This is a genomic window from Winslowiella sp. 2C04, from assembly GCF_050037805.1.
In the GTDB taxonomy this organism is placed as follows: Bacteria; Pseudomonadota; Gammaproteobacteria; order Enterobacterales; family Enterobacteriaceae; genus Erwinia; species Erwinia toletana_A.
The window spans coordinates 675,145-698,615 of sequence record NZ_CP188300.1; the positions used below are offsets into that span (position 1 = coordinate 675,145).

At 60.8% G+C, this 23,471-nt stretch carries 3 protein-coding genes; all 3 read left to right on the forward strand.

Annotated features, from left to right (window positions below; genetic code table 11):
- Positions 1 to 441 precede the first annotated feature (441 nt).
- The 3 genes from ACP3TC_RS02965 to ACP3TC_RS02975 all read left to right on the forward strand — a co-directional run bounded on the left by ACP3TC_RS02965 (position 442) and on the right by ACP3TC_RS02975 (position 23,342).
- The gene (locus tag ACP3TC_RS02965) at positions 442 to 19,626 is read left to right on the forward strand and encodes an Ig-like domain-containing protein (RefSeq protein ID WP_426817490.1); all 19,185 of its coding nucleotides are present in this window, start codon (positions 442 to 444) and stop codon (positions 19,624 to 19,626) included.
- 183 nt (positions 19,627 to 19,809) lie between these two features.
- Positions 19,810 to 20,721: an OmpA family protein gene (locus ACP3TC_RS02970; protein WP_313853699.1), complete on the forward strand. Its 912-nt coding sequence runs from the start codon at positions 19,810 to 19,812 to the stop codon at positions 20,719 to 20,721.
- Between the two features lie 398 nt (positions 20,722 to 21,119).
- Complete coding sequence (locus ACP3TC_RS02975) at positions 21,120 to 23,342, forward strand: type I secretion system permease/ATPase (protein ID WP_426817491.1); 2,223 nt, start codon at positions 21,120 to 21,122, stop codon at positions 23,340 to 23,342.
- The last annotated feature ends 129 nt before the right edge of the window (positions 23,343 to 23,471 follow it).

Here is a 23,471-nt window from a genome sequence, read left to right on the forward strand (position 1 = left end):
AAATGTAATGGTAGTGAATCACTATAGCCATGCGCTGTGTGTGGTTTTTTTAACAATGCCAGTAGTTGTAATTATGCGACTACGGATTACATCAAAGTATTAACAATCCTGAATGATTTAAATCAGGATTATTTATTTAGTTTCAGGATTAATTTTTCCTACTTTTTACCTGGATGCTATTTCATCAGCTCAAAACCCTCACAGTTCTTGTGAGGGTGATTCCTTTAAAAACAACCATTTACATTGTTCTTTTCTTGATATTTTCTTAAGTTTACTTAGTGCTGTTTATTTCCCTCAAAACCCGGGTTTTGGGGGTGGCTAAAATTGTCTGATTATCAATGATAAAGTGTCAGGTGATTATCTTTGCAGTGACCAGAACGTCATTCGTTATAAAGGAAATGACGCTTTTTCATCGGAGCAACATCTGGAGTTATGGAATAAATGGATAGAACAATAGTTCTGGCCGTCAACAGTGGCGAGGGGAAAACCCGACTGTTAACCGCGAACGCAAACAAGGCAGTTAAGGTTAAATTGATCGACGGTAATAAGTATCTGTTGAAAAATCTTGGTAACGATTTTGCTCCAGAAAATATTACTCTCACCCGCGTAGGCAATGAGTTGCATGTCATCCAGGAAGGTGACACTCAAGCCAGTATTATTATTGAAGATTACTTCAATGGGAATGACAAAAATCCTGCATTGTTAGGTATGGCGGAAGATGGGCAACTGTACGCCTATGTGCCTTTGTCAGGTGCAGACTACGAAAGTGGTTATCTGACCAGCGAAGGTGAAATGTCTGATGCAGCGCTGGGTGGCCCGGCATTGGGCAGCGGTGAGGATATTTTTACTGGCTCCGATGATGATAGTAACAACTATATACTTTACGGCCTGTTAGGATGGCTTGGAGCGGCTGGCCTTATCGGTGCCGGGGCTGCTATTGCCAATAATAATAATGATGATGGCGAAAGTAACCCACCGGCTAAGCCGGCAATTGGCCAGGCGCTGGATAATACCGGACCAATCACTGGGGCAATTCAGAATGGCAGCGTCACTGACGAAGCTAAACCTGTTCTGAGTGGCACCGGTCAGCCTGGTAATACCATTACGATTTATGACAATGGCCAGGAAATTGGTTCGGTAGTCATTGATAATGCAGGTAACTGGACTTTCACGCCGGAAAATTCATTGGCAGATGGCCAGCATGAGCTGGTGATCACTGAAACCGATCCTTCAGGTAATATCAGCTCTCCATCAGACTCGCTGAATTTTGGCGTGGATACTGTAGCGCCAGGCGTGCCCGGCATTCAGCATATTATGGATAAAGTGGGCGATACGGTTGGTGAAATTCAGCCGGGTGGCTTTACCGACGATTCACGTCCAGAAATAAGTGGTACTGGCGAAGCCGGTAGCACCGTAACTATTTATGATAACGGTATTGTCATCGGCACTGCTGAAGTCAATGCTGCAGGCCGTTGGTCATTCCTGCCAGAAACCGCGTTGGTTAACGGTTCTCACAACATTACAGTTTCTCAGACTGATGCAGCAGGAAACCAGAGCGTTATTTCTGAAGGATGGGCCTTTACGGTCGATACTGGTTTGCTTTCTCAGCCGAACATCAGTGAAATTCAGGATAATACCGGCAGTATTACCGGACCAATACAATCAGGTGGAATCACTGATGAAACTCAGCCGGTCTTAAGCGGCAAGGGTGAGCCAGGCAACGTCATCATCATTCAAGATAATGGTAATGAAATTGGCACCACTACGATTGATGAAAACGGCAACTGGACCTTTGTCCCGGAACTCCCTCTCGATGAAGGTCGACATGAACTGGTTATTACCGAACAAAATCAATCCGGTAATAAAAGCGAACCTTCAGATCCGATTGTAATTAATGTCGACACCACCGCGCCTGACCAACCGGGTGTTTCTCAGGCTATTGATAATACCGGACCTATTACCGGTATCATTCAGCAAGGTAGTACGACTGATGAGTCCAGGCCTCAACTAAGCGGCGTTGGCGAAGCAGGCAATACCATTACCATTTATGATGGTGGCCAGCAGATCGGTTCTGTGGTGATTGGTGAAGATGGCAAATGGAGCTTTACTCCAGAAGAAGCGCTTAGCGAGAGCGATCATAGCATTACGGTCACAGAGTCCGATCTGGCAGGTAACGAGAGCGCACCTTCTGAGTCGTTAGACTTTACCGTTGATACCACTCCACCTCTGTCAGGATCAGAGTTTCTGGCGATCACTGCGGTTGCCGATAGCGTTGGTGACAGGCAAGGTAATGTTGCCAGCGGTGAAATCACCGATGACAGCAAACCTCAAATCAGTGGCATCGGCACTGCCGGCGACACGGTTTTTGTCTATACCACTGACATCTCTGGCAACCATCTGATTGGCAGTGCAGTTGTTGGCGAAGACGGTACCTGGAGCATGGCACCAGAGTTACCGCTGCTTGAAGGCACGAACCAACTGGCCATCATTGCGCAGGATGCCGCAGGTAACAGAACCCCTCTGTCATCACCAAGCTATGACATTAATATCTTCATTCCTGTTGCCAGCGGTGCACCGGCGATCCTCAGCGTGGTGGACAACGTTGAGCCGAACGCCGGCGCGCTGCAGAAGGGCGACGTCACCAACGACAGCACCCCGACCCTGAGCGGCTCGGCGGAGGCGAACAGCACCGTCACCGTTTACGACAACGGCGTGGCGATCGGCAACGCGACGGCGGACGCCGGCGGGCGCTGGACGTTTACCCCGGAAGCGGGGCTGGCGGACGGCGGCCACAGCCTGACCATCACCTCAACCGACGCGGCGGGCAACGTCAGCGCGCCGAGCGGCGACTTTGCCCTCGTTATCGACACCGCGGCGCCGGAGGCGGCGGCCGGCATCGTGATCGTTGACGACGTGGGCGACAAAACCGGGCCGGTGGCGCCGGGCGAGACCACGGACGACCGTTCGCCGACCCTGAGCGGCAGCGGCGAGCCGGGCAGCACCGTCACCGTCACCGACAACGGCCGCGAGATCGGCACGGCGGTGATCGACGAGAGCGGCAGCTGGACGTTTACCCCGCCGGCGCCGCTGGACAACGGCGAGCACAACCTGAGCACCACGGTGACGGACGCGGCGGGCAACGTCAGCGAGCCGAGCCCGGGGATCAGCATCGTGGTGGACGACACCCCGGTGGTGGTGAGCGTGGGCACGGTGGCGGACAGCGTGGGGCCGGTGACCGGCAACGTGCCGGCGGGCGGCGTGACGGACGACACGCGGCCGGAAATCAGCGGCAGCGGCAAGCCGGGCAGCGTGGTGACGGTGCAGGACGGCGACGTCGTGCTGGGCACGACGACGGTGCAGCCGGACGGCAGCTGGAGCTTCAGGCCGGAGGCGGAGCTGGGCGAGGGCGCGCACAGCCTGACGGCGACGGCGGAGGACGCGGCGGGTAACAGCGTGACCAGCCCGGCGGTGGAGTTCACCGTTGACAGCGTGGCGCCGGAGCAGCCGGTAATCGGCGGGGCGACGGACGACGTCGGCGACGTGCGCGGGCCGCTGGTAAGCGGCGGCGTGACCGACGACGCGACGCCGACCTTTGCGGGGACGGCGGAGCCGGGCAGCACCATCGACATCTACGACAACGGCGGGCTGATCGGCACGGTGGCGGCGGACGAAAACGGCGCGTGGTCGTTCACCCCGACCACGCCGCTGGCGGAGGGCGACCACTCGCTGACGACCACGGCGACGGACGCGGCGGGCAACACCAGCGCGGCCTCCGATGCCTTCGAGCTGACGACCGACTACACGGCGTCGCCGACCGGGCCGGAGTTCCTGGCGATCACCGCGGTGACGGACAACGTCGGCAGCGTGACCGGCCCGGTGGTATCGGGCGGGGTAACCGACGACAGCCGCCCGGTGATCAGCGGCATCGGCACCGCCGGCGACACGGTCATCGTTTACGCGCAGGACGCGTCGGGCAACCGGCCGATCGGCAGCGCGACGGTGCAGGCGGACGGCAGCTGGTCGCTGACGCCGGCGCTGCCGCTGCTGGAGGGCAGCAACCAGCTGACGCTGGTTGCGGTGGACGCGGCGGGCAACCGCACCGCGCCGAGCGCGCCGTCCTGGGACATTACCGTCGACATCTCTGTGCCGGCGGTGCCGGCGATCCTGAGCGTGGTGGACAACGTTGAGCCGAACAGCGGCGCGCTGCAGAAGGGCGACGTCACCAACGACAGCACCCCGACCCTGAGCGGCTCGGCGGAGGCGAACAGCACCGTCACCGTTTACGACAACGGCGTGGCGATCGGCAACGCGGCGGCGGACGCCGGCGGGCGCTGGACGTTTACCCCGGAGGCGGGGCTGGCGGACGGCGGCCACAGCCTGACCATCACCTCAACCGACGCGGCGGGCAACGTCAGCGCGCCGAGCGGCGACTTTGCCCTCGTTATCGACACCGCGGCGCCGGAGGCGGCGGCCGGTATCGTAATCGTTGACGACGTGGGCGACAAAACCGGGCCGGTGGCGCCGGGCGAGACCACGGACGACCGTTCGCCGACCCTGAGCGGCAGCGGCGAGCCGGGCAGCACCGTCACCGTCACCGACAACGGCCGCGAAATCGGCACGGCGGTGATCGACGAGAGCGGCAGCTGGACGTTTACGCCATCTGAGCCGCTGGACAACGGCGAGCACAACCTGAGCACCACGGTGACGGACGCGGCGGGCAACGTCAGCGAGCCGAGCCCGGGGATCAGCATCGTGGTGGACGACACCCCGGTGGTGGTGAGCGTGGGCACGGTGGCGGACAGCGTGGGGCCGGTGACCGGCAACGTGGCGGCGGGCGGCGTGACGGACGACACGCGGCCGGAAATCAGCGGCAGCGGCAAGCCGGGCAGCGTGGTGACGGTGCAGGACGGCGACGTCGTGCTGGGCACGACGACGGTGCAGCCGGACGGCAGCTGGAGCTTCAGGCCGGAGGCGGAGCTGGGCGAGGGCGCGCACAGCCTGACGGCGACGGCGGAGGACGCGGCGGGGAACAGCGTGACCAGCCCGGCGGTGGAGTTCACCGTTGACAGCGTGGCGCCGGAGCAGCCGGTAATCGGCGGGGCGACGGACGACGTCGGCGACGTGCGCGGGCCGCTGGTAAGCGGCGGCGTGACCGACGACGCGACGCCGACCTTTGCGGGAACGGCGGAGCCGGGCAGCACCATCGACATCTACGACAACGGCGGGCTGATCGGCACGGTGGCGGCGGACGAAAACGGCGCGTGGTCGTTCACCCCGACCACGCCGCTGGCGGAGGGCGACCACTCGCTGACGACCACGGCGACGGACGCGGCGGGCAACACCAGCGCGGCCTCCGATGCCTTCGAGCTGACGACCGACTACACGGCGTCGCCGACCGGGCCGGAGTTCCTGGCGATCACCGCGGTGACGGACAACGTCGGCAGCGTGACCGGCCCGGTGGTATCGGGCGGGGTAACCGACGACAGCCGCCCGGTGATCAGCGGCATCGGCACCGCCGGCGACACGGTCATCGTTTACGCGCAGGACGCGTCGGGCAACCGGCCGATCGGCAGCGCGACGGTGCAGGCGGACGGCAGCTGGTCGCTGACGCCGGCGCTGCCGCTGCTGGAGGGCAGCAACCAGCTGACGCTGGTCGCGGTGGACGCGGCGGGCAACCGCACCGCGCCGAGCGCGCCGTCCTGGGACATTACCGTCGACATCTCTGTGCCGGCGGTGCCGGCGATCCTGAGCGTGGTGGACAACGTTGAGCCGAACAGCGGCGCGCTGCAGAAGGGCGACGTCACCAACGACAGCACCCCGACCCTGAGCGGCTCGGCGGAGGCGAACAGCACCGTCACCGTTTACGATAACGGCGTGGCGATCGGCAACGCGGCGGCGGACGCCGGCGGGCGCTGGACGTTTACCCCGGAGGCGGGGCTGGCGGACGGCGGCCACAGCCTGACCATCACCTCAACCGACGCGGCGGGCAACGTCAGCGCGCCGAGCGGCGACTTTGCCCTCGTTATCGACACCGCGGCGCCGGAGGCGGCGGCCGGCATCGCGATCGTTGACGACGTGGGCGACAAAACCGGGCCGGTGGCGCCGGGCGAGACCACGGACGACCGTTCGCCGACCCTGAGCGGCAGCGGCGAGCCGGGCAGCACCGTCACCGTCACCGACAACGGCCGCGAAATCGGCACGGCGGTGATCGACGAGAGCGGCAGCTGGACGTTTACGCCATCTGAGCCGCTGGACAACGGCGAGCACAACCTGAGCACCACGGTGACGGACGCGGCGGGCAACGTCAGCGAGCCGAGCCCGGGGATCAGCATCGTGGTGGACGACACCCCGGTGGTGGTAAGCGTGGGCACGGTGGCGGACAGCGTGGGGCCGGTGACCGGCAACGTGCCGGCGGGCGGCGTGACGGACGACACGCGGCCGGAAATCAGCGGCAGCGGCAAGCCGGGCAGCGTGGTGACGGTGCAGGACGGCGACGTCGTGCTGGGCACGACGACGGTGCAGCCGGACGGCAGCTGGAGCTTCAGGCCGGAGGCGGAGCTGGGCGAGGGCGCGCACAGCCTGACGGCGACGGCGGAGGACGCGGCGGGGAACAGCGTGACCAGCCCGGCGGTGGAGTTCACCGTTGACAGCGTGGCGCCGGAGCAGCCGGTAATCGGCGGGGCGACGGACGACGTCGGCGACGTGCGCGGGCCGCTGGTAAGCGGCGGCGTGACCGACGACGCGACGCCGACCTTTGCGGGGACGGCGGAGCCGGGCAGCACCATCGACATCTACGACAACGGCGGGCTGATCGGCACGGTGGCGGCGGACGAAAACGGCGCGTGGTCGTTCACCCCGACCACGCCGCTGGCGGAGGGCGACCACTCGCTGACGACCACGGCGACGGACGCGGCGGGCAACACCAGCGCGGCCTCCGATGCCTTCGAGCTGACGACCGACTACACGGCGTCGCCGACCGGGCCGGAGTTCCTGGCGATCACCGCGGTGACGGACAACGTCGGCAGCGTGACCGGCCCGGTGGTATCGGGCGGGGTAACCGACGACAGCCGTCCGGTGATCAGCGGCATCGGCACCGCCGGCGACACGGTCATCGTTTACGCGCAGGACGCGTCGGGCAACCGGCCGATCGGCAGCGCGACGGTGCAGGCGGACGGCAGCTGGTCGCTGACGCCTGAGCTGCCGCTGCTGGAGGGCAGCAACCAGCTGACGCTGGTCGCGGTGGACGCGGCGGGCAACCGCACCGCGCCGAGCGCGCCGTCCTGGGACATTACCGTCGACATCACCGTGCCGGCGGTGCCGGCGATCCTGAGCGTGGTGGACAACGTTGAGCCGAACAGCGGCGCGCTGCAGAAGGGCGACGTCACCAACGACAGCACCCCGACCCTGAGCGGCTCGGCGGAGGCGAACAGCACCGTCACCGTTTACGACAACGGCGTGGCGATCGGCAACGCGGCGGCGGACGCCGGCGGGCGCTGGACGTTTACCCCGGAGGCGGGGCTGGCGGACGGCGGCCACAGCCTGACCATCACCTCAACCGACGCGGCGGGCAACGTCAGCGCGCCGAGCGGCGACTTTGCCCTCGTTATCGACACCGCGGCGCCGGAGGCGGCGGCCGGCATCGCGATCGTTGACGACGTGGGCGACAAAACCGGGCCGGTGGCGCCGGGCGAGACCACGGACGACCGTTCGCCGACCCTGAGCGGCAGCGGCGAGCCGGGCAGCACCGTCACCGTCACCGACAACGGCCGCGAAATCGGCACGGCGGTGATCGACGAGAGCGGCAGCTGGACGTTTACGCCATCTGAGCCGCTGGACAACGGCGAGCACAACCTGAGCACCACGGTGACGGACGCGGCGGGCAACGTCAGCGAGCCGAGCCCGGGGATCAGCATCGTGGTGGACGACACCCCGGTGGTGGTAAGCGTGGGCACGGTGGCGGACAGCGTGGGGCCGGTGACCGGCAACGTGCCGGCGGGCGGCGTGACGGACGACACGCGGCCGGAAATCAGCGGCAGCGGCAAGCCGGGCAGCGTGGTGACGGTGCAGGACGGCGACGTCGTGCTGGGCACGACGACGGTGCAGCCGGACGGCAGCTGGAGCTTCAGGCCGGAGGCGGAGCTGGGCGAGGGCGCGCACAGCCTGACGGCGACGGCGGAGGACGCGGCGGGGAACAGCGTGACCAGCCCGGCGGTGGAGTTCACCGTTGACAGCGTGGCGCCGGAGCAGCCGGTAATCGGCGGGGCGACGGACGACGTCGGCGACGTGCGCGGGCCGCTGGTAAGCGGCGGCGTGACCGACGACGCGACGCCGACCTTTGCGGGGACGGCGGAGCCGGGCAGCACCATCGACATCTACGACAACGGCGGGCTGATCGGCACGGTGGCGGCGGACGAAAACGGCGCGTGGTCGTTCACCCCGACCACGCCGCTGGCGGAGGGCGACCACTCGCTGACGACCACGGCGACGGACGCGGCGGGCAACACCAGCGCGGCCTCCGATGCCTTCGAGCTGACGACCGACTACACGGCGTCGCCGACCGGGCCGGAGTTCCTGGCGATCACCGCGGTGACGGACAACGTCGGCAGCGTGACCGGCCCGGTGGTATCGGGCGGGGTAACCGACGACAGCCGTCCGGTGATCAGCGGCATCGGCACCGCCGGCGACACGGTCATCGTTTACGCGCAGGACGCGTCGGGCAACCGGCCGATCGGCAGCGCGACGGTGCAGGCGGACGGCAGCTGGTCGCTGACGCCGGCGCTGCCGCTGCTGGAGGGCAGCAACCAGCTGACGCTGGTCGCGGTGGACGCGGCGGGCAACCGCACCGCGCCAAGCGACGACTTTATCCTCGTTATCGATACGTTGGCGCCTGAAGCGGCGACTGACATCGTGATCGTTGACGACGTGGGCGACAAAACCGGGCCGGTGGCACCGGGCGAGACCACGGACGACCGCTCGCCGACCCTGAGCGGCAGCGGCGAGCCGGGCAGCACCGTCACCATCACCGACAACGGCCAAGAAATCGGCACTGCGGTGATCGACGAGAGCGGCAGCTGGGCGTTTACGCCATCTGAGCCGCTGGACAACGGCGAGCACAACCTGAGCACCACGGTGACGGACGCGGCGGGCAACGTCAGCGAGCCGAGCCCGGGGATCAGCATCGTGGTGGACGACACCCCGGTGGTGGTGAGCGTGGGCACGGTGACGGACAGCGTGGGGCCGGTGACCGGCAACGTGCCGGCGGGCGGCGTGACGGACGACACGCGGCCGGAAATCAGCGGCAGCGGCAAGCCGGGCAGCGTGGTGACGGTGCAGGACGGCGACGTCGTGCTGGGCACGACGACGGTGCAGCCGGACGGCAGCTGGAGCTTCAGGCCGGAGGCGGAGCTGGGCGAGGGCGCGCACAGCCTGACGGCGACGGCGGAGGACGCGGCGGGGAACAGCGTGACCAGCCCGGCGGTGGAGTTCACCGTTGACAGCGTGGCGCCGGAGCAGCCGGTAATCGGCGGGGCGACGGACGACGTCGGCGACGTGCGCGGGCCGCTGGTAAGCGGCGGCGTGACCGACGACGCGACGCCGACCTTTGCGGGGACGGCGGAGCCGGGCAGCACCATCGACATCTACGACAACGGCGGGCTGATCGGCACGGTGGCGGCGGACGAAAACGGCGCGTGGTCGTTCACCCCGACCACGCCGCTGGCGGAGGGCGACCACTCGCTGACGACCACGGCGACGGACGCGGCGGGCAATACCAGCGCGGCCTCCGATGCCTTCGAGCTGACGACCGACTACACGGCGCCTGACGCCAGCCTGGTGGCGATCACCGGGGTCGACGATCAGGTCGGCGCGGTGACCGGGCAGGTCGCATCCGGCGGAACCACCGACGACAACCGCCCGACCATCAGCGGCACCGGCGCGGAGGCCGGCAACACCATCACGGTGTACAACAACGGCGCGGTGATCGGCACGGCGACGGTGCAGGCGGACGGCGGCTGGTCAATGACCCCGACCCTGCCGCTGGCGGACGGGCTCTACACCCTGACCGCCACCGAAACTGATGCGGTGGGCAACGTGACCCCGGCCTCGCCGGAGTACGCGATTAACGTGGTGACCGTGGCGCCGAACCCGCCGGTGATCACCAGCGTGGAGGGCAACGCGGAGCCGAACAGCGGCGCGCTGCAGAAGGGCGACGTCACCAACGACAGCACCCCGACCCTGAGCGGGTCGGCGGTGGCGGGCGGCACGGTGACGGTGTTCGACAACGGCGCGGCGATCGGCACCGCTGTCGTTGGTGATAATGGCGAGTGGAGCTTCACGCCGTCAGCGCCGCTGGCGGAGGGCAACCACAACCTGACGGCTTCGGTAGTAGACAGCATCGGGCAGACCAGCCCGGCGACCGGGGCGTTCGACATCGTTGTCGACACCATCGCGCCGGATCCGGTGACCGGCCTGACCGTGACCGACGACGTCGGTGCGACGCAGGGCGCGCTGAGCGCCGGGCAGGTGACCGACGACAACACGCCGACCTTCGGCGGCAGGGCGGAGGCCGGCAGCACGGTCACCGTCTACGACAACGGGGCGGCGATCGGCAGCGCGGTGGCGGACGCCAGCGGCGCCTGGTCGTTTACGCCGGGCGCGGCGCTGGACAACGGCGCGCACGACTTCACCACCCGGGTGACGGACGCGGCCGGCAACACCAGCGCCGAGGGCGAGCACCTGGTGGTGACGGTGGACGTCGAGCCGGGGCTGGTCGCGCTGACCGGCCTGGTGGACGACGTCGGCGCGGTGACCGGCGCCGTCGCGCAGAACGGCGTGACGGACGACACCCGCCCGACGCTGAACGGCACGGCGAAGGCGGACAGCGTGGTGACGGTGATGGACGGCGCGAACGTGCTGGGCACCACCACCGCGAACGCGAACGGCGGCTGGAGCTTCACGCCAAGTTTTGACCTCGGCCAGGGGCTGCACAGCCTGAGCGCGACGGCGGTCGACCCGGCGGGCAACAGCAGCACCAGCGGCAGCTGGAGCTTCACGGTCGACTCGATCGCGCCGACGGCGCCGACCATCGACTCGGCGGCGGACGACGTGGGCAGCGTGCAGCCGCAGGCGATGGCCAGCGGCAGCGCGACGGACGACCCGACGCCGACGCTGAGCGGGCGCGCGGAGGCCAACAGCACGGTGACGATCTCGGACCAGAACGGCGTGATCGGCACGGCGACGGCCAGCGCCAGCGGGAGCTGGACGTTCACCCCGAGCGTGCGGCTGTCCGAGGGCGAGCACCGCTTTACGGTGACGGCGACGGACGCGGCGGGCAACGTGAGCGATCCGTCAAACACCTTCGTGCTGACGCTGGACTTCACGGCGCCTGACGCCAGCCTGGTGGCGATCACCGGGGTGAACGACCAGGTCGGCGCGGTGACCGGGCAGGTCGCATCCGGCGGCACCACCGACGACAACCGCCCGACCATCAGCGGCACCGGCGCGGAGGCCGGCAACACCATCACGGTGTACAACAACGGCGCGGTGATCGGCACGGCGACGGTGCAGGCGGACGGCGGCTGGTCAATGACCCCGACCCTGCCGCTGGCGGACGGGCTCTACACCCTGACCGCCACCGAAAGCGACGCGGTGGGCAACGTGACCCCGGCCTCGCCGGAGTACGCGATTAACGTGGTGACCGTGGCGCCGAACCCGCCGGTGATCACCAGCGTGGAGGGCAACGCGGAGCCGAACAGCGGCGCGCTGCAGAAGGGCGACGTCACCAACGACAGCACCCCGACCCTGAGCGGGTCGGCGGTGGCGGGCGGCACGGTGACGGTGTTCGACAACGGCGCGGCGATCGGCACCGCGGTGGTCGACGGCAGCGGGGCGTGGAGCTTCACGCCGTCAGCGCCGCTGGCGGAGGGCAACCACAACCTGACGGCCTCGGTGACCGACAGCATCGGGCAGACCAGCCCGGCGACCGGGGCGTTCGACATCGTTGTCGACACCATCGCGCCGGATCCGGTGACCGGCCTGACCGTGACCGACGACGTCGGCGCCGAGCAGGGCGCGCTGAGCGCCGGGCAGGTGACCGACGACAACACGCCGACCTTCGGCGGCAGGGCGGAGGCCGGCAGCACGGTCACCGTCTACGACAACGGGGCGGCGATCGGCAGCGCGGTGGCGGACGCCAGCGGCGCCTGGTCGTTTACGCCGGGCGCGGCGCTGGACAACGGCGCGCACGACTTCACCACCCGGGTGACGGACGCGGCCGGCAACACCAGCGCCGAGGGCGAGCACCTGGTGGTGACGGTGGACGTGGTGCCGGGGCTGGTCGCGCTGACCGGCCTGGTGGACGACGTCGGCGCGGTGACCGGCGCTATCGCGCAGAACGGCGTGACGGACGACACCCGCCCGACGCTGAACGGCACGGCGAAGGCGGACAGCGTGGTGACGGTGATGGACGGCGCGAACGTGCTGGGCACCACCACCGCGAACGCGAACGGCGGCTGGAGCTTCACGCCAACGGTTGACCTCGGCCAGGGGCTGCACAGCCTGAGCGCGACGGCGGTCGACCCGGCGGGCAACAGCAGCACCAGCGGCAGCTGGAGCTTCACGGTCGACTCGGTCGCGCCGACGGCGCCGACCATCGACTCGGCGGCGGACGACGTGGGCAGCGTGCAGCCGCAGGCGATGGCCAGCGGCAGCGCGACGGACGACCCGACGCCGACGCTGAGCGGGCGCGCGGAGGCCAACAGCACGGTGACGATCTCGGACCAGAACGGCGTGATCGGCACGGCGACGGCCAGCGCCAGCGGGAGCTGGACGTTCACCCCGAGCGTGCGGCTGTCCGAGGGCGAGCACCGCTTCACGGTGACGGCGACGGACGCGGCGGGCAACGTGAGCGATCCGTCCAACACCTTCGTGCTGACGCTGGACTTCACGGCGCCTGACGCCAGCCTGGTGGCGATCACCGGGGTGAACGACCAGGTCGGCGCGGTGACCGGGCAGGTCGCATCCGGCGGCACCACCGACGACAACCGCCCGACCATCAGCGGCACCGGCGCGGAGGCCGGCAACACCATCACGGTGTACAACAACGGCGCGGTGATCGGCACGGCGACGGTGCAGGCGGACGGCGGCTGGTCAATGACCCCGACCCTGCCGCTGGCGGACGGGCTCTACACCCTGACCGCCACCGAAAGCGACGCGGTGGGCAACGTGACCCCGGCCTCGCCGGAGTACGCGATTAACGTGGTGACCGTGGCGCCGAACCCGCCGGTGATCACCAGCGTGGAGGGCAACGCGGAGCCGAACAGCGGCGCGCTGCAGAAGGGCGACGTCACCAACGACAGCACCCCGACCCTGAGCGGGTCGGCGGTGGCGGGCGGCACGGTGACGGTGTTCGACAACGGCGCGGCGATCGGCACCGCGGTGGTCGACGGCAGCGGGGCGTGGAGCTTCACGCCGTCAGCGCCGCTGGCGGAGGGCAACCACAACCTGACGGCCTCGGTGACCGACAGCATCGGGCAGACCAGCCCGGCGACCGGGGCGTTCGACATCGTTGTCGACACCATCGCGCCGGAGCCGGTGACCGGCCTGACCGTGACCGACGACGTCGGCGCCGAGCAGGGCGCGCTGAGCGCCGGGCAGGTGACCGACGACAACACGCCGACCTTCGGCGGCAGGGCGGAGGCCGGCAGCACGGTCACCGTCTACGACAACGGGGCGGCGATCGGCAGCGCGGTGGCGGACGCCAGCGGCGCCTGGTCGTTTACGCCGGGCGCGGCGCTGGACAACGGCGCGCACGACTTCACCACCCGGGTGACGGACGCGGCCGGCAACACCAGCGCCGAGGGCGAGCACCTGGTGGTGACGGTGGACGTCGAGCCGGGGCTGGTCGCGCTGACCGGCCTGGTGGACGACGTCGGCGCGGTGACCGGCGCCGTCGCGCAGAACGGCGTGACGGACGACACCCGCCCGACGCTGAACGGCACGGCGAAGGCGGACAGCGTGGTGACGGTGATGGACGGCGCGAACGTGCTGGGCACCACCACCGCGAACGCGAACGGCGGCTGGAGCTTTACGCCAACGGTTGACCTCGGCCAGGGGCTGCACAGCCTGAGCGCGACGGCGGTCGACCCGGCGGGCAACAGCAGCACCAGCGGCAGCTGGAGCTTCACGGTCGACTCGGTCGCGCCAACGGCGCCGACCATCGACTCGGCGGCGGACGACGTGGGCAGCGTGCAGCCACAGGCGATGGCCAGCGGCAGCGCGACGGACGACCCGACGCCGACGCTGAGCGGGCGCGCGGAGGCCAACAGCACGGTGACGATCTCCGACCAGAACGGCGTGATCGGCACGGCGACGGCCAGCGCCAGCGGGAGCTGGACGTTCACCCCGAGCGTGCGGCTGTCCGAGGGCGAGCACCGCTTCACGGTGACGGCGACGGACGCGGCGGGCAACGTGAGCGATCCGTCCAACACCTTCGTGCTGACGCTGGACTTTTCGGCGCCTGACGCCAGCCTGGTGGCGATCACTGATGTGATTGATAACGTGGGTAGTGTGACAGGTTCTGTTGCTCAAAATGGTGTGATGGACGATCGTCAACCGGTGATCAGAGGTACAGGAGCTGAAGTGGGTAATACCATTACGGTTTCAACCACTGATGCCAGTGGCAATACCATTGTACTTGGCACAACAACCGTAGCGGCAAATGGTACCTGGGAGCTGGCCTCAAGCGGTTCTCTGTATGATGGCCTCAACCAGTTGAGCGTAGTGGAAACCGATAGCGTAGGTAATAGCGCAAATCCGCAGACCAGCTACGATGTCAATGTATCGATGACGCCAGATATGCCGGGCATCACCAATATTGTGGATGACAGCAATAGTGAAATTGTCAGCCTGAGCAGCGGCGATCTGACCAAAGACAATACCCCAACCTTGAGTGGGACGTCTGGGTTAGCAGAAGGCGGCATCATTACCATTTATAACGGCACTACTGTAGTGGGAACCACGACGGCAGACGCGAATGGTGACTGGAGCTTCACGCCGGACGCTGGACTGAGCGATGGTAACTATAACTTTACGGTTACAGCGACCAATAGCGCGGGACAGACCAGTGATGCAAGTAATGGCTGGAGTATCACCATAGATACTACCGCGCCAAGTGCTGTGACCGATCTGGTGATTACTGATGATGTGGGTGAAATCCAGGGGACTCTCAATAATGGCGATGTAACAGATGATGCCAGACCGACCTTTAGTGGTACTGCTGAGGCCGGAGGTAAAGTCAACATCTATGATGATGGCGTGAAGGTTGGCGAAGCAACAGCCGATGCGGCTACCGGTCAGTGGAGTTGGACGCCGAACGAAAATATGTTGGATGGTGTCCATAACTTCACCACCACCGTTACCGATGTGGTTGGCAACGAGGGATCTCCAACAGCTAATGTCAGCGTTACTATTGATACCAAGGCACCTGAGGTGACGCTGGCTATCGAAGGTTACTACGATGATGTGGGTACCAATCAAGGGTTGATCTTGGGTAGCGGTGGCTCGACAGACGATACTTCACCGGTCCTGAAAGGAACCTGGACTGGCGACCTGCTGGCAACAGACACTATCCGTATCTACCAGGATGGGCAGTTAGTAGGTGCTGCGGTGATCGATCTGGTTAACAGATCCTGGACCCTGGCACTCAGTAATCTGGTAAATACCAATACCTACACTTATACCGCAACTGCGGTGGATTTGGCAGGTAACGAAACGGCAATTTCACCAGACTTTGCGCTGACTATCGATCTGGATGCACCAACTCAAACCGTCACCATCAACAGTTATACTGATGATGTGGGTCTGGAAACTGGTGAATTCGGCTCTGGCACCAGCACTGACGATCGTAACCCGACGTTAAATGGGCAGGTCAATGGTAATGCGCTGGATGCTGGCGATGAGGTTCGCATTTACGATGCCGACTCTAATCAACTCCTGGGAACTGCAACGGTAGCCAATGACGGATCATGGACTTTCGTATTGCCTCCGCTGAACGATGATACTACTTACACCTTCCGTGCGGTGGTGTCCGATCAAGCGGGTAACGAAGGGACGATTTCCAATAACTTCACCATGACCATTGATCTGGCCATGATGATCAACGTGCAGAATACGCTGGATACTACGCCGATCGTTTCCGGTTATACCGGCTTTGATATTCAGCCTGGTGAATACGTTGAGGTAACAATTGACGGTAAGACATACAGCTCTCAAGACGGGCAAGTTGTGGTCGATCCGCTCAACAACACTTGGTATGTACAAATTCCAGATACCAATGCTTTGAGCATCGGGACCTATGACGTACAGGCAGTGCTCTATTCTGCGGATGGCAGCCAGATCACTACTGACGACAGTGCCAATGAACTGGTAGTTGCGCCAACGCCGGTCGTGACTGTGGGCGCAGGCGGTGGTGATGCCAACCAGAAGGCAACGGCAGTCACAATTGGTGAAGATGGCGTATGGCGTATCCATACTAACCAGACCATGCTCGATGCTACTGGGACCTCGTCTTCCTCTTTAGGTGATTTCTCGGCAACGAGTCTGGTGAGTAACTCTGGTACAGGCTATAGCGGTATCAGCTATGTGCAGAATGCCACATTTATTGACTACAACCGTGACGGTCTGATGGATCTGTTTGCAGTTGACAGCCAATTCGATGATGGCCAACAGATGTTCTATTACAATGGCTCGACGTATACAGCTTATCAGGTAGGGGCGTTTACCTACTCACCGCAAACCGGTGACTTTGCGGGTGATGCGAATACAGCGGGCAGTGCGAACACCTGGAGCTGGTATGGCGGTATCATCGCTATCGATAAAGACGGTGATGGTTATGTGGATATGGTTATCGGTGATCAGACGCCGAACGACAGTGGTATCCGGGGGGGTTATGGTTCACAAATAGTGTTGAACCACGATGGCACAGTAGTTGGTATGGACAAGGATGGTACGTTCGCAACAGATTATGCGACCGATGCCAGCCATCGACCGATCGGCCTGGATCAATCGCAGCCGGATATGGAACTGTCCGGTGTTGACCTCAACAACGATGGTATCGTTGACTTTGTAATGCACAGTCAAAACATCGTTGCCGACGGTTCGCGCATTGATGCCGACGGCGCAACCAACTCCACTGCGGCGATCAGTAATAACCAATCTCGTCTGGTGGTGGTCAATGGTACCAACAACAACGACTGGAAAGTGACGCAGGTTGTTAATAACGTCTTCCAACGCGGTACGGATGATGACCCGTCCATTGGTAACGGTGTTGCCATGACCTGGGCTGACTTCAACGGCGATGGCTACATGGACTTGTTCCTGGGTCGTGGTAGTGAAAGCACCACCACTGCCAGCGGTGCTGGTAACAATGCTGGGGAATACGCCAGCCGGATCTACTTCAACGATGGTACCGGTAAACTGGTCTTTGATGATCCGAATAATGACGGCATTGGTAATCCAACAGCAGCTGGTATGTACACCTTTACCGACAACTTGGCGGGCGGAGCGTCAATCGGCCTGGACTGGAACCACGATGGTAAGATGGACGTTATCGAGCTTCCTGGGATGTCTGCGGGGGTTGGTGGTATCAACGCTGCCAATGCCAGTGGGCCGATTAACCTGTATACCAATACTTCTTCAGCAGGGACGACAAGCTTTACTACCACCAATTTGCTCACACAGGTAGGTCAAACGACGATTGGCGGCACAGCGACAGGTAGTCAGGTAACGGGTGCGATTGCAATTGATGTTGACTGGGACGGCGATCGCGATCTGTTGGCCTTTACCAGCAATGGTGTCACGACCTACATTGAAAACCAAAACAATGTGGAATATGGCACCGCGATCCATCTGCGTATTCTGGATGAAGGTGGAATCAACTCCCTTTACGGCAACACGGTACAGTTGATTGACGAGGCAACCGGGCAGGTGGTTTCTACCCAGATGATCAACGCCCAGTCTGGTAACCAGACCAACGACAGTACCGCGATTGTGGACTTCTACGGATTGGATGCCAGCAAGACCTACAGTGCCGTGATTCTGCGTTCCAGCAATGGGGCCTTCGCGGATGTAGGTGGCGTGGCGACGGTGGGCAGTAACACCGTTGAGATTGTCAATAAGGCTTGGGCCGGGTTGAAGGCGACGGAGGCCAACAGTGCCTATGTATTGACCACCGAGTCCGAAACCAATGTTGCCAACGCCAGCGCTAACGGCGGTACCAACGCGACAGGAATTGTCGGCACCGGCTATAACGATACATTCTTCGCCACCTTGGGCAACGACTTGTATAACGGTGGTGGGGGTACTCAAACCGTCTCAGGGGTGAAATCCTGGAGCGATACTGGTGGTCTGGACATTGTTGACTATAAACTGGCTGGCAGCGCGCCATTAACCATCGATCTTAGCAATACGAGTATGCAGAGCACTGGCTTTGGCAATGCACAGTTTGTGAATATCGAAGGTCTGGCGGGGGGAAGTGGCAACGATACCTTCACTGGTAACGCGGCTAACAACTACTTCGACGGACGTGGTGGCGATGACACCTTCAATCTGATTCACGGTGGTCAGGATACGCTGATGTATCGTGCACTGGATGCGGCTTCGGCCAATGGTGGCAACGGTCACGATACGGTTAACAACTTCTTCGTGGGTACCGTAGAGGCAACGTCGGATGCTGACATTATTGATGTCAGTGAACTGCTGGTTGGCTACCGGGCGGATGCAGATGGCGCGGCACATTACATTAACGGTGTGGCAACCATCGATGCAGGGGATACCATCAGACAGTATCTCTCCATTACCTACAGCGGCAATGACAGTATATTGAGCATTGACCGAGATGGTATTGGTTCGACCTATGGTTCAACGCAACTGTTGACGTTCAGCAATACCCAAGTGAATCTGGAAACCTTGCTGGCTAACCACCAGTTGGTGATCAGTAACGGTAGCCTGACGGCTGATAGCGTCAGTACGTTGGCAGCTGATTATGTCATTAACACTGTTGATTACAGCGCTTCGAGCGAAGCGGTAACGGCTAACCTGTGGACGGGAACAACAACGGCGGGCACTGACCAGTTGGTCAATGTCGATGCATTGGTGGGATCGGCCCAGGGGGATTCGTTTACCGATAACTCGGCGAACAACCTGTTCGAAGGAGGTGGTGGCAATGACACCTTCTACCTGGTCAACGGGGGTAACGACACGTTGATGTACCATGTGCTGGCAGGTATGGAAAATGATGTGACCGGTGGTAATGGTCACGACACGGTTCATGGCTTCCATGTGGGTAATGTGGCTACAGACAGTGATGCGGACCTGATCGATCTCAGCGACATGCTGGATTACAACGGTTCCATTACCTTCTTCCAGAACGAAAATGGTCAGTCTGAACTGGATGATGCTTCCAGGGGAATCAATGATTACCTGAAAGTTGAAACCGTCGGCAATGATACTGTTATCAGTATCGACCGTGATGGTCTGGGTGGGCAATATACTTCTGGTAGCGTGCTGACGTTAGCCGATGTGCAGACCGATCTGCAGACGTTATTGCAGAATAACCAAATCTTAATTTAATCCTTAATACGACCCGCGGTTGATACCGCGGGTCCTGTTATCTCGTTGGAACTACGATTGGGTTTTGGCGAAAAGGATGAATTTAAAGGTAAGGTTATTAATGTCATTGCAATGACGTAAAAATGATCAGGCAAGTGATTGCCATTTATGGATGAATAAATCGGGTAAGCCCGGAGTAATATAATGAAATTAGTTTGTCATAGCGTTAAGAAGGTTGTCGTTAGCGTATTAGCTGTAGTACTTAGTGCATTATCGTTAAATGTGTTGGCTGAATCGGGGAGTATTAATGAGAATAATGCTTCTGCTCAGAGTCGTATTGTTCAGGGTTATCGTCCGGTTGCCAGAGTAGTGCCGGAACTGGCGCAAATTGTGTTTTTCTATCCTAAGGGTGAAATTCCGGCGACCATCTACGTTGACCGTGAGTTGCAGTCTGCATTAATGCCGGGTGAGTTTACGGTGTTCTGTGTGGCCCCTGGCCCACATGCAATAGAATCCTACTTTAACGATAAACCATTGTACGAAGGTAAAAAAAATCCGGCGCGTCAGATTAATGCCCGGGGAGGAGAGACCTATTTTCTGCATGTTAATCCTGGAACCCGTGGTTCAACAACGGCTCTGGAAGAACGTGCAACGGCTGAAGAAGCGCTGCGAACGATGCGTAAACAAACGCGTATCATTAATCGTGCATCACAGGTCAAGCCCTGCGAGTATGTTAACGGTAATGATGTGGTGTTGATTCAGGAAAGCATTTTATTCCGCTTTGCCAAAGGCAATTATGCTGGCATCGTGCCGGAATCCGTCGCTAAGCTAAATAATATTGTGCGCTTCCTCAGGCAAGGAAACGGCATCAAAGAGATCCAGCTGGTAGGCTATACCGACGCGATTGGAAATCGTGATGCTAACCTGCGCTTATCTGAAGAACGTGCGCAAACCGTGCTCGAGGCATTGGTTCGTTCAGGAGTTAGTCCTAATATTATCCGTAATATCAGTGGTATGGGTGTGGCGCAGGCAGCGGAAGGCTGTGGAGTCAGTGCCAGCCAGCAAAATTCAGGCTGTAACAGTAACAGCCGCCGGGTAGATATTATTGTCAAATAATATGGCTGGTAACGTTACAAATAAGTAACCAGATAACGGGCGGCCACAGGCAGCCCGTTATTTTTTATTGTGGGAGTGTTCTGTAAAAGTACTGGTCGTTCACCCATTTCCAGGTTTAGTACTCCTGGTATGTATTTTTACAACGTTTTTTATTTATTTTAATCTTTGACTTACTTAATCCTAACGTTATGAGAGTAAAAGGAATTTAACATTCCAACAATAAATAGTCTTAGATAATCAGGATTAATCTAAGTATTTGCCTATATTTTATCTTCTGTTTAAGTAAGTGCCTGTTATCTTTATCGGGAAGGTTAATATATTCTACGCGCTGAAAAATCTATCTATATAGCCTGAATATTGCATTGCAGGTTTAAAAAATAAAAACCCAGGAATAGGTTATGAGCGAACAATTGTCGGGAACTCCGGTGATTTCATCACAGGCGTTTGACAATATTGAGGATCATGGTGCTGATTCTCTGTTGTGGGCTGTGGAATGGTTGTGCCAGCATCACAATAAGCTTGCCAGCAGGGAAGTGTTATACGCGGGTTTACCGCGCAGCAAACAATTAGATCCTGAACTGGCTTTGCGGATGCTCGACCAGGTGGGTATCGCAGCCGGATGGATAAAACGCGATCTCTCCAGTATTTCAACCTACCTGTTCCCGCTGGCGATTGCCCGTAACGATGGAACCTACTGCATTATCACCGCCCGCAAAGGTGGACGTGGAAACTATCAATATCAGATGGTAGTACCAGAAAGCGGTGGAAGTCTGACGTTAAGTGAGGCCGAGGTCGCTAAGCATTACAGTGGTTACGCCATGGTGGCGAACGCCAAACCTCAGCTTGATAAACGCGGTGATGATGAAATCCTGCCGCAGGCAAATCGCGAAGGTCACTGGTTATTCAGCACTCTGTGGCGCTATCGCCATTACTTTTACAGCGCGGCTCTGGCGGCGCTGTTAGCCAACCTTCTGACGCTGGCTACCACCTTCTTCACCATGAACGTTTATGACCGAGTGATCCCCACCCAGGCCTACGTCACGCTATGGTCGATGGCTATTGGGGTATTAATAGCCATTGTGTTTGAGTTTATCTCAAGGCAAGTCCGTACCTATTTAATCGACGTCGCGGGTAAGAAAGCCGATTTGGTGCTGGGAGCTAAACTGTTCCGCCAGGTGATGGCGATGCGGATGGAGAGTAAACCGCAATCCACCGGCTCATTCGCTAACCAGTTACGCGATTTTGAAGCAGTGCGTGATTTTGTTACCTCGGCAACGCTTTCAACGCTGTCAGATTTGCCGTTCTGTATTCTGTTCATGTTTGTCATTTATATGATTGGCGGGCCACTGGCGGTTGTGCCGCTGGCGGCGATTCCGATTATTTTAATTGTTAGCGTGCTTATCCAGTGGCCATTAAGCCGTTATATGAGTGAAAACATTCGTGAAATCTCGCTGAAACAAGGCTTATTGATCGAGACGGTGGAAGGGCTGGAAGCGCTAAAAGCGGCCCGCGGTGAAGGCGTGATGCAAAAACGCTGGGATGATTTCAGTGCCCTGGCGGCGGCGTCATCGATGAAAACGCGCTATCTGTCGGCTCTGACTTCTAACTTTGTCACCTTTATGCAGCAGGTCACAACGGTAGTGATCGTGCTGTACGGTGTTTACTTGATCCACGCCGGAGATTTGACCATGGGATCAATGATCGGCGTAGTGATTTTATCTGGACGTTCGTTGGGGCCGTTGGCAGCCGTCGTGGCGCTTGCTCTACGCTATCAGCATGCCAAAACCGCGCTGAAATCGCTTAACCAGTTAATGGCTTTGCCAACAGAGCGTGATGCGGCAATCAACTATTTACCGACGCCAAAATTTACCGGCAATTTAAGCCTGAAGAAAGTGGGCTTCGCCTATCCGGTACCTGGAGTGATGGTTCCGCCACCGGTGCTGGATAACATTAATATCAATATTAAGGCCGGTGAACGCGTTGCCATTATCGGCAGTATTGGTAGCGGTAAATCAACGCTGCTGCGCGTGATGGGGCGTCTGTATCAGCCACGCAGCGGACAGATTTCTATTGATGGTGTTGATGCAACGCAGGTTGATCCAGCCGACTGGCGTGCAGCAATCGGCTATGTCAGTCAGGATTGCCGGTTATTTTACGGCACACTTCGTTACAACGTGACCATCGGTAATCCTGGAGCCAGTACCGAAGAGTTTCTTCGCGTCGCAAGGATGACTGGCCTCGACCATATTGCGGCTAAGCATCCGCTGGGCTTTGATATGCCGGTAGGCGAAATGGGCAGTGCTTTATCCGGTGGTCAGAAACAACTGGTAGCTCTGGCACGTTGCCTGCTATTACGGCCGAAAATCCTGCTAATGGATGAGCCGACCAGCTCAATGGATGCGCTGACCGAAAGCGCCTTTATTCGTCAATTACAAAAGGCCATCGAAGGCCAAACCCTGATTATTGTCACTCACCGGATGTCCGTGCTGAATATTTTTGATCGGTTAATCGTACTGGACGAAGGGCGGGTAAAGATTGATGGACCTAAAGAAGAAGTAATTGCGATGCTGAACGCTAACAGCCAGAAAAACAGCCAAAAAAAAGCTCAGCTTAATCAATAAAAATATCTGAATTCAGGCGGAAGAAATTCGCTGCAAGTGAAAGGAATGAATAATGCGTAAGGATGACTTGACGTCACCGCCGGCAGACGACGCGAATAAAAAAAACAGTAGCGAAATCGTCAATGATGA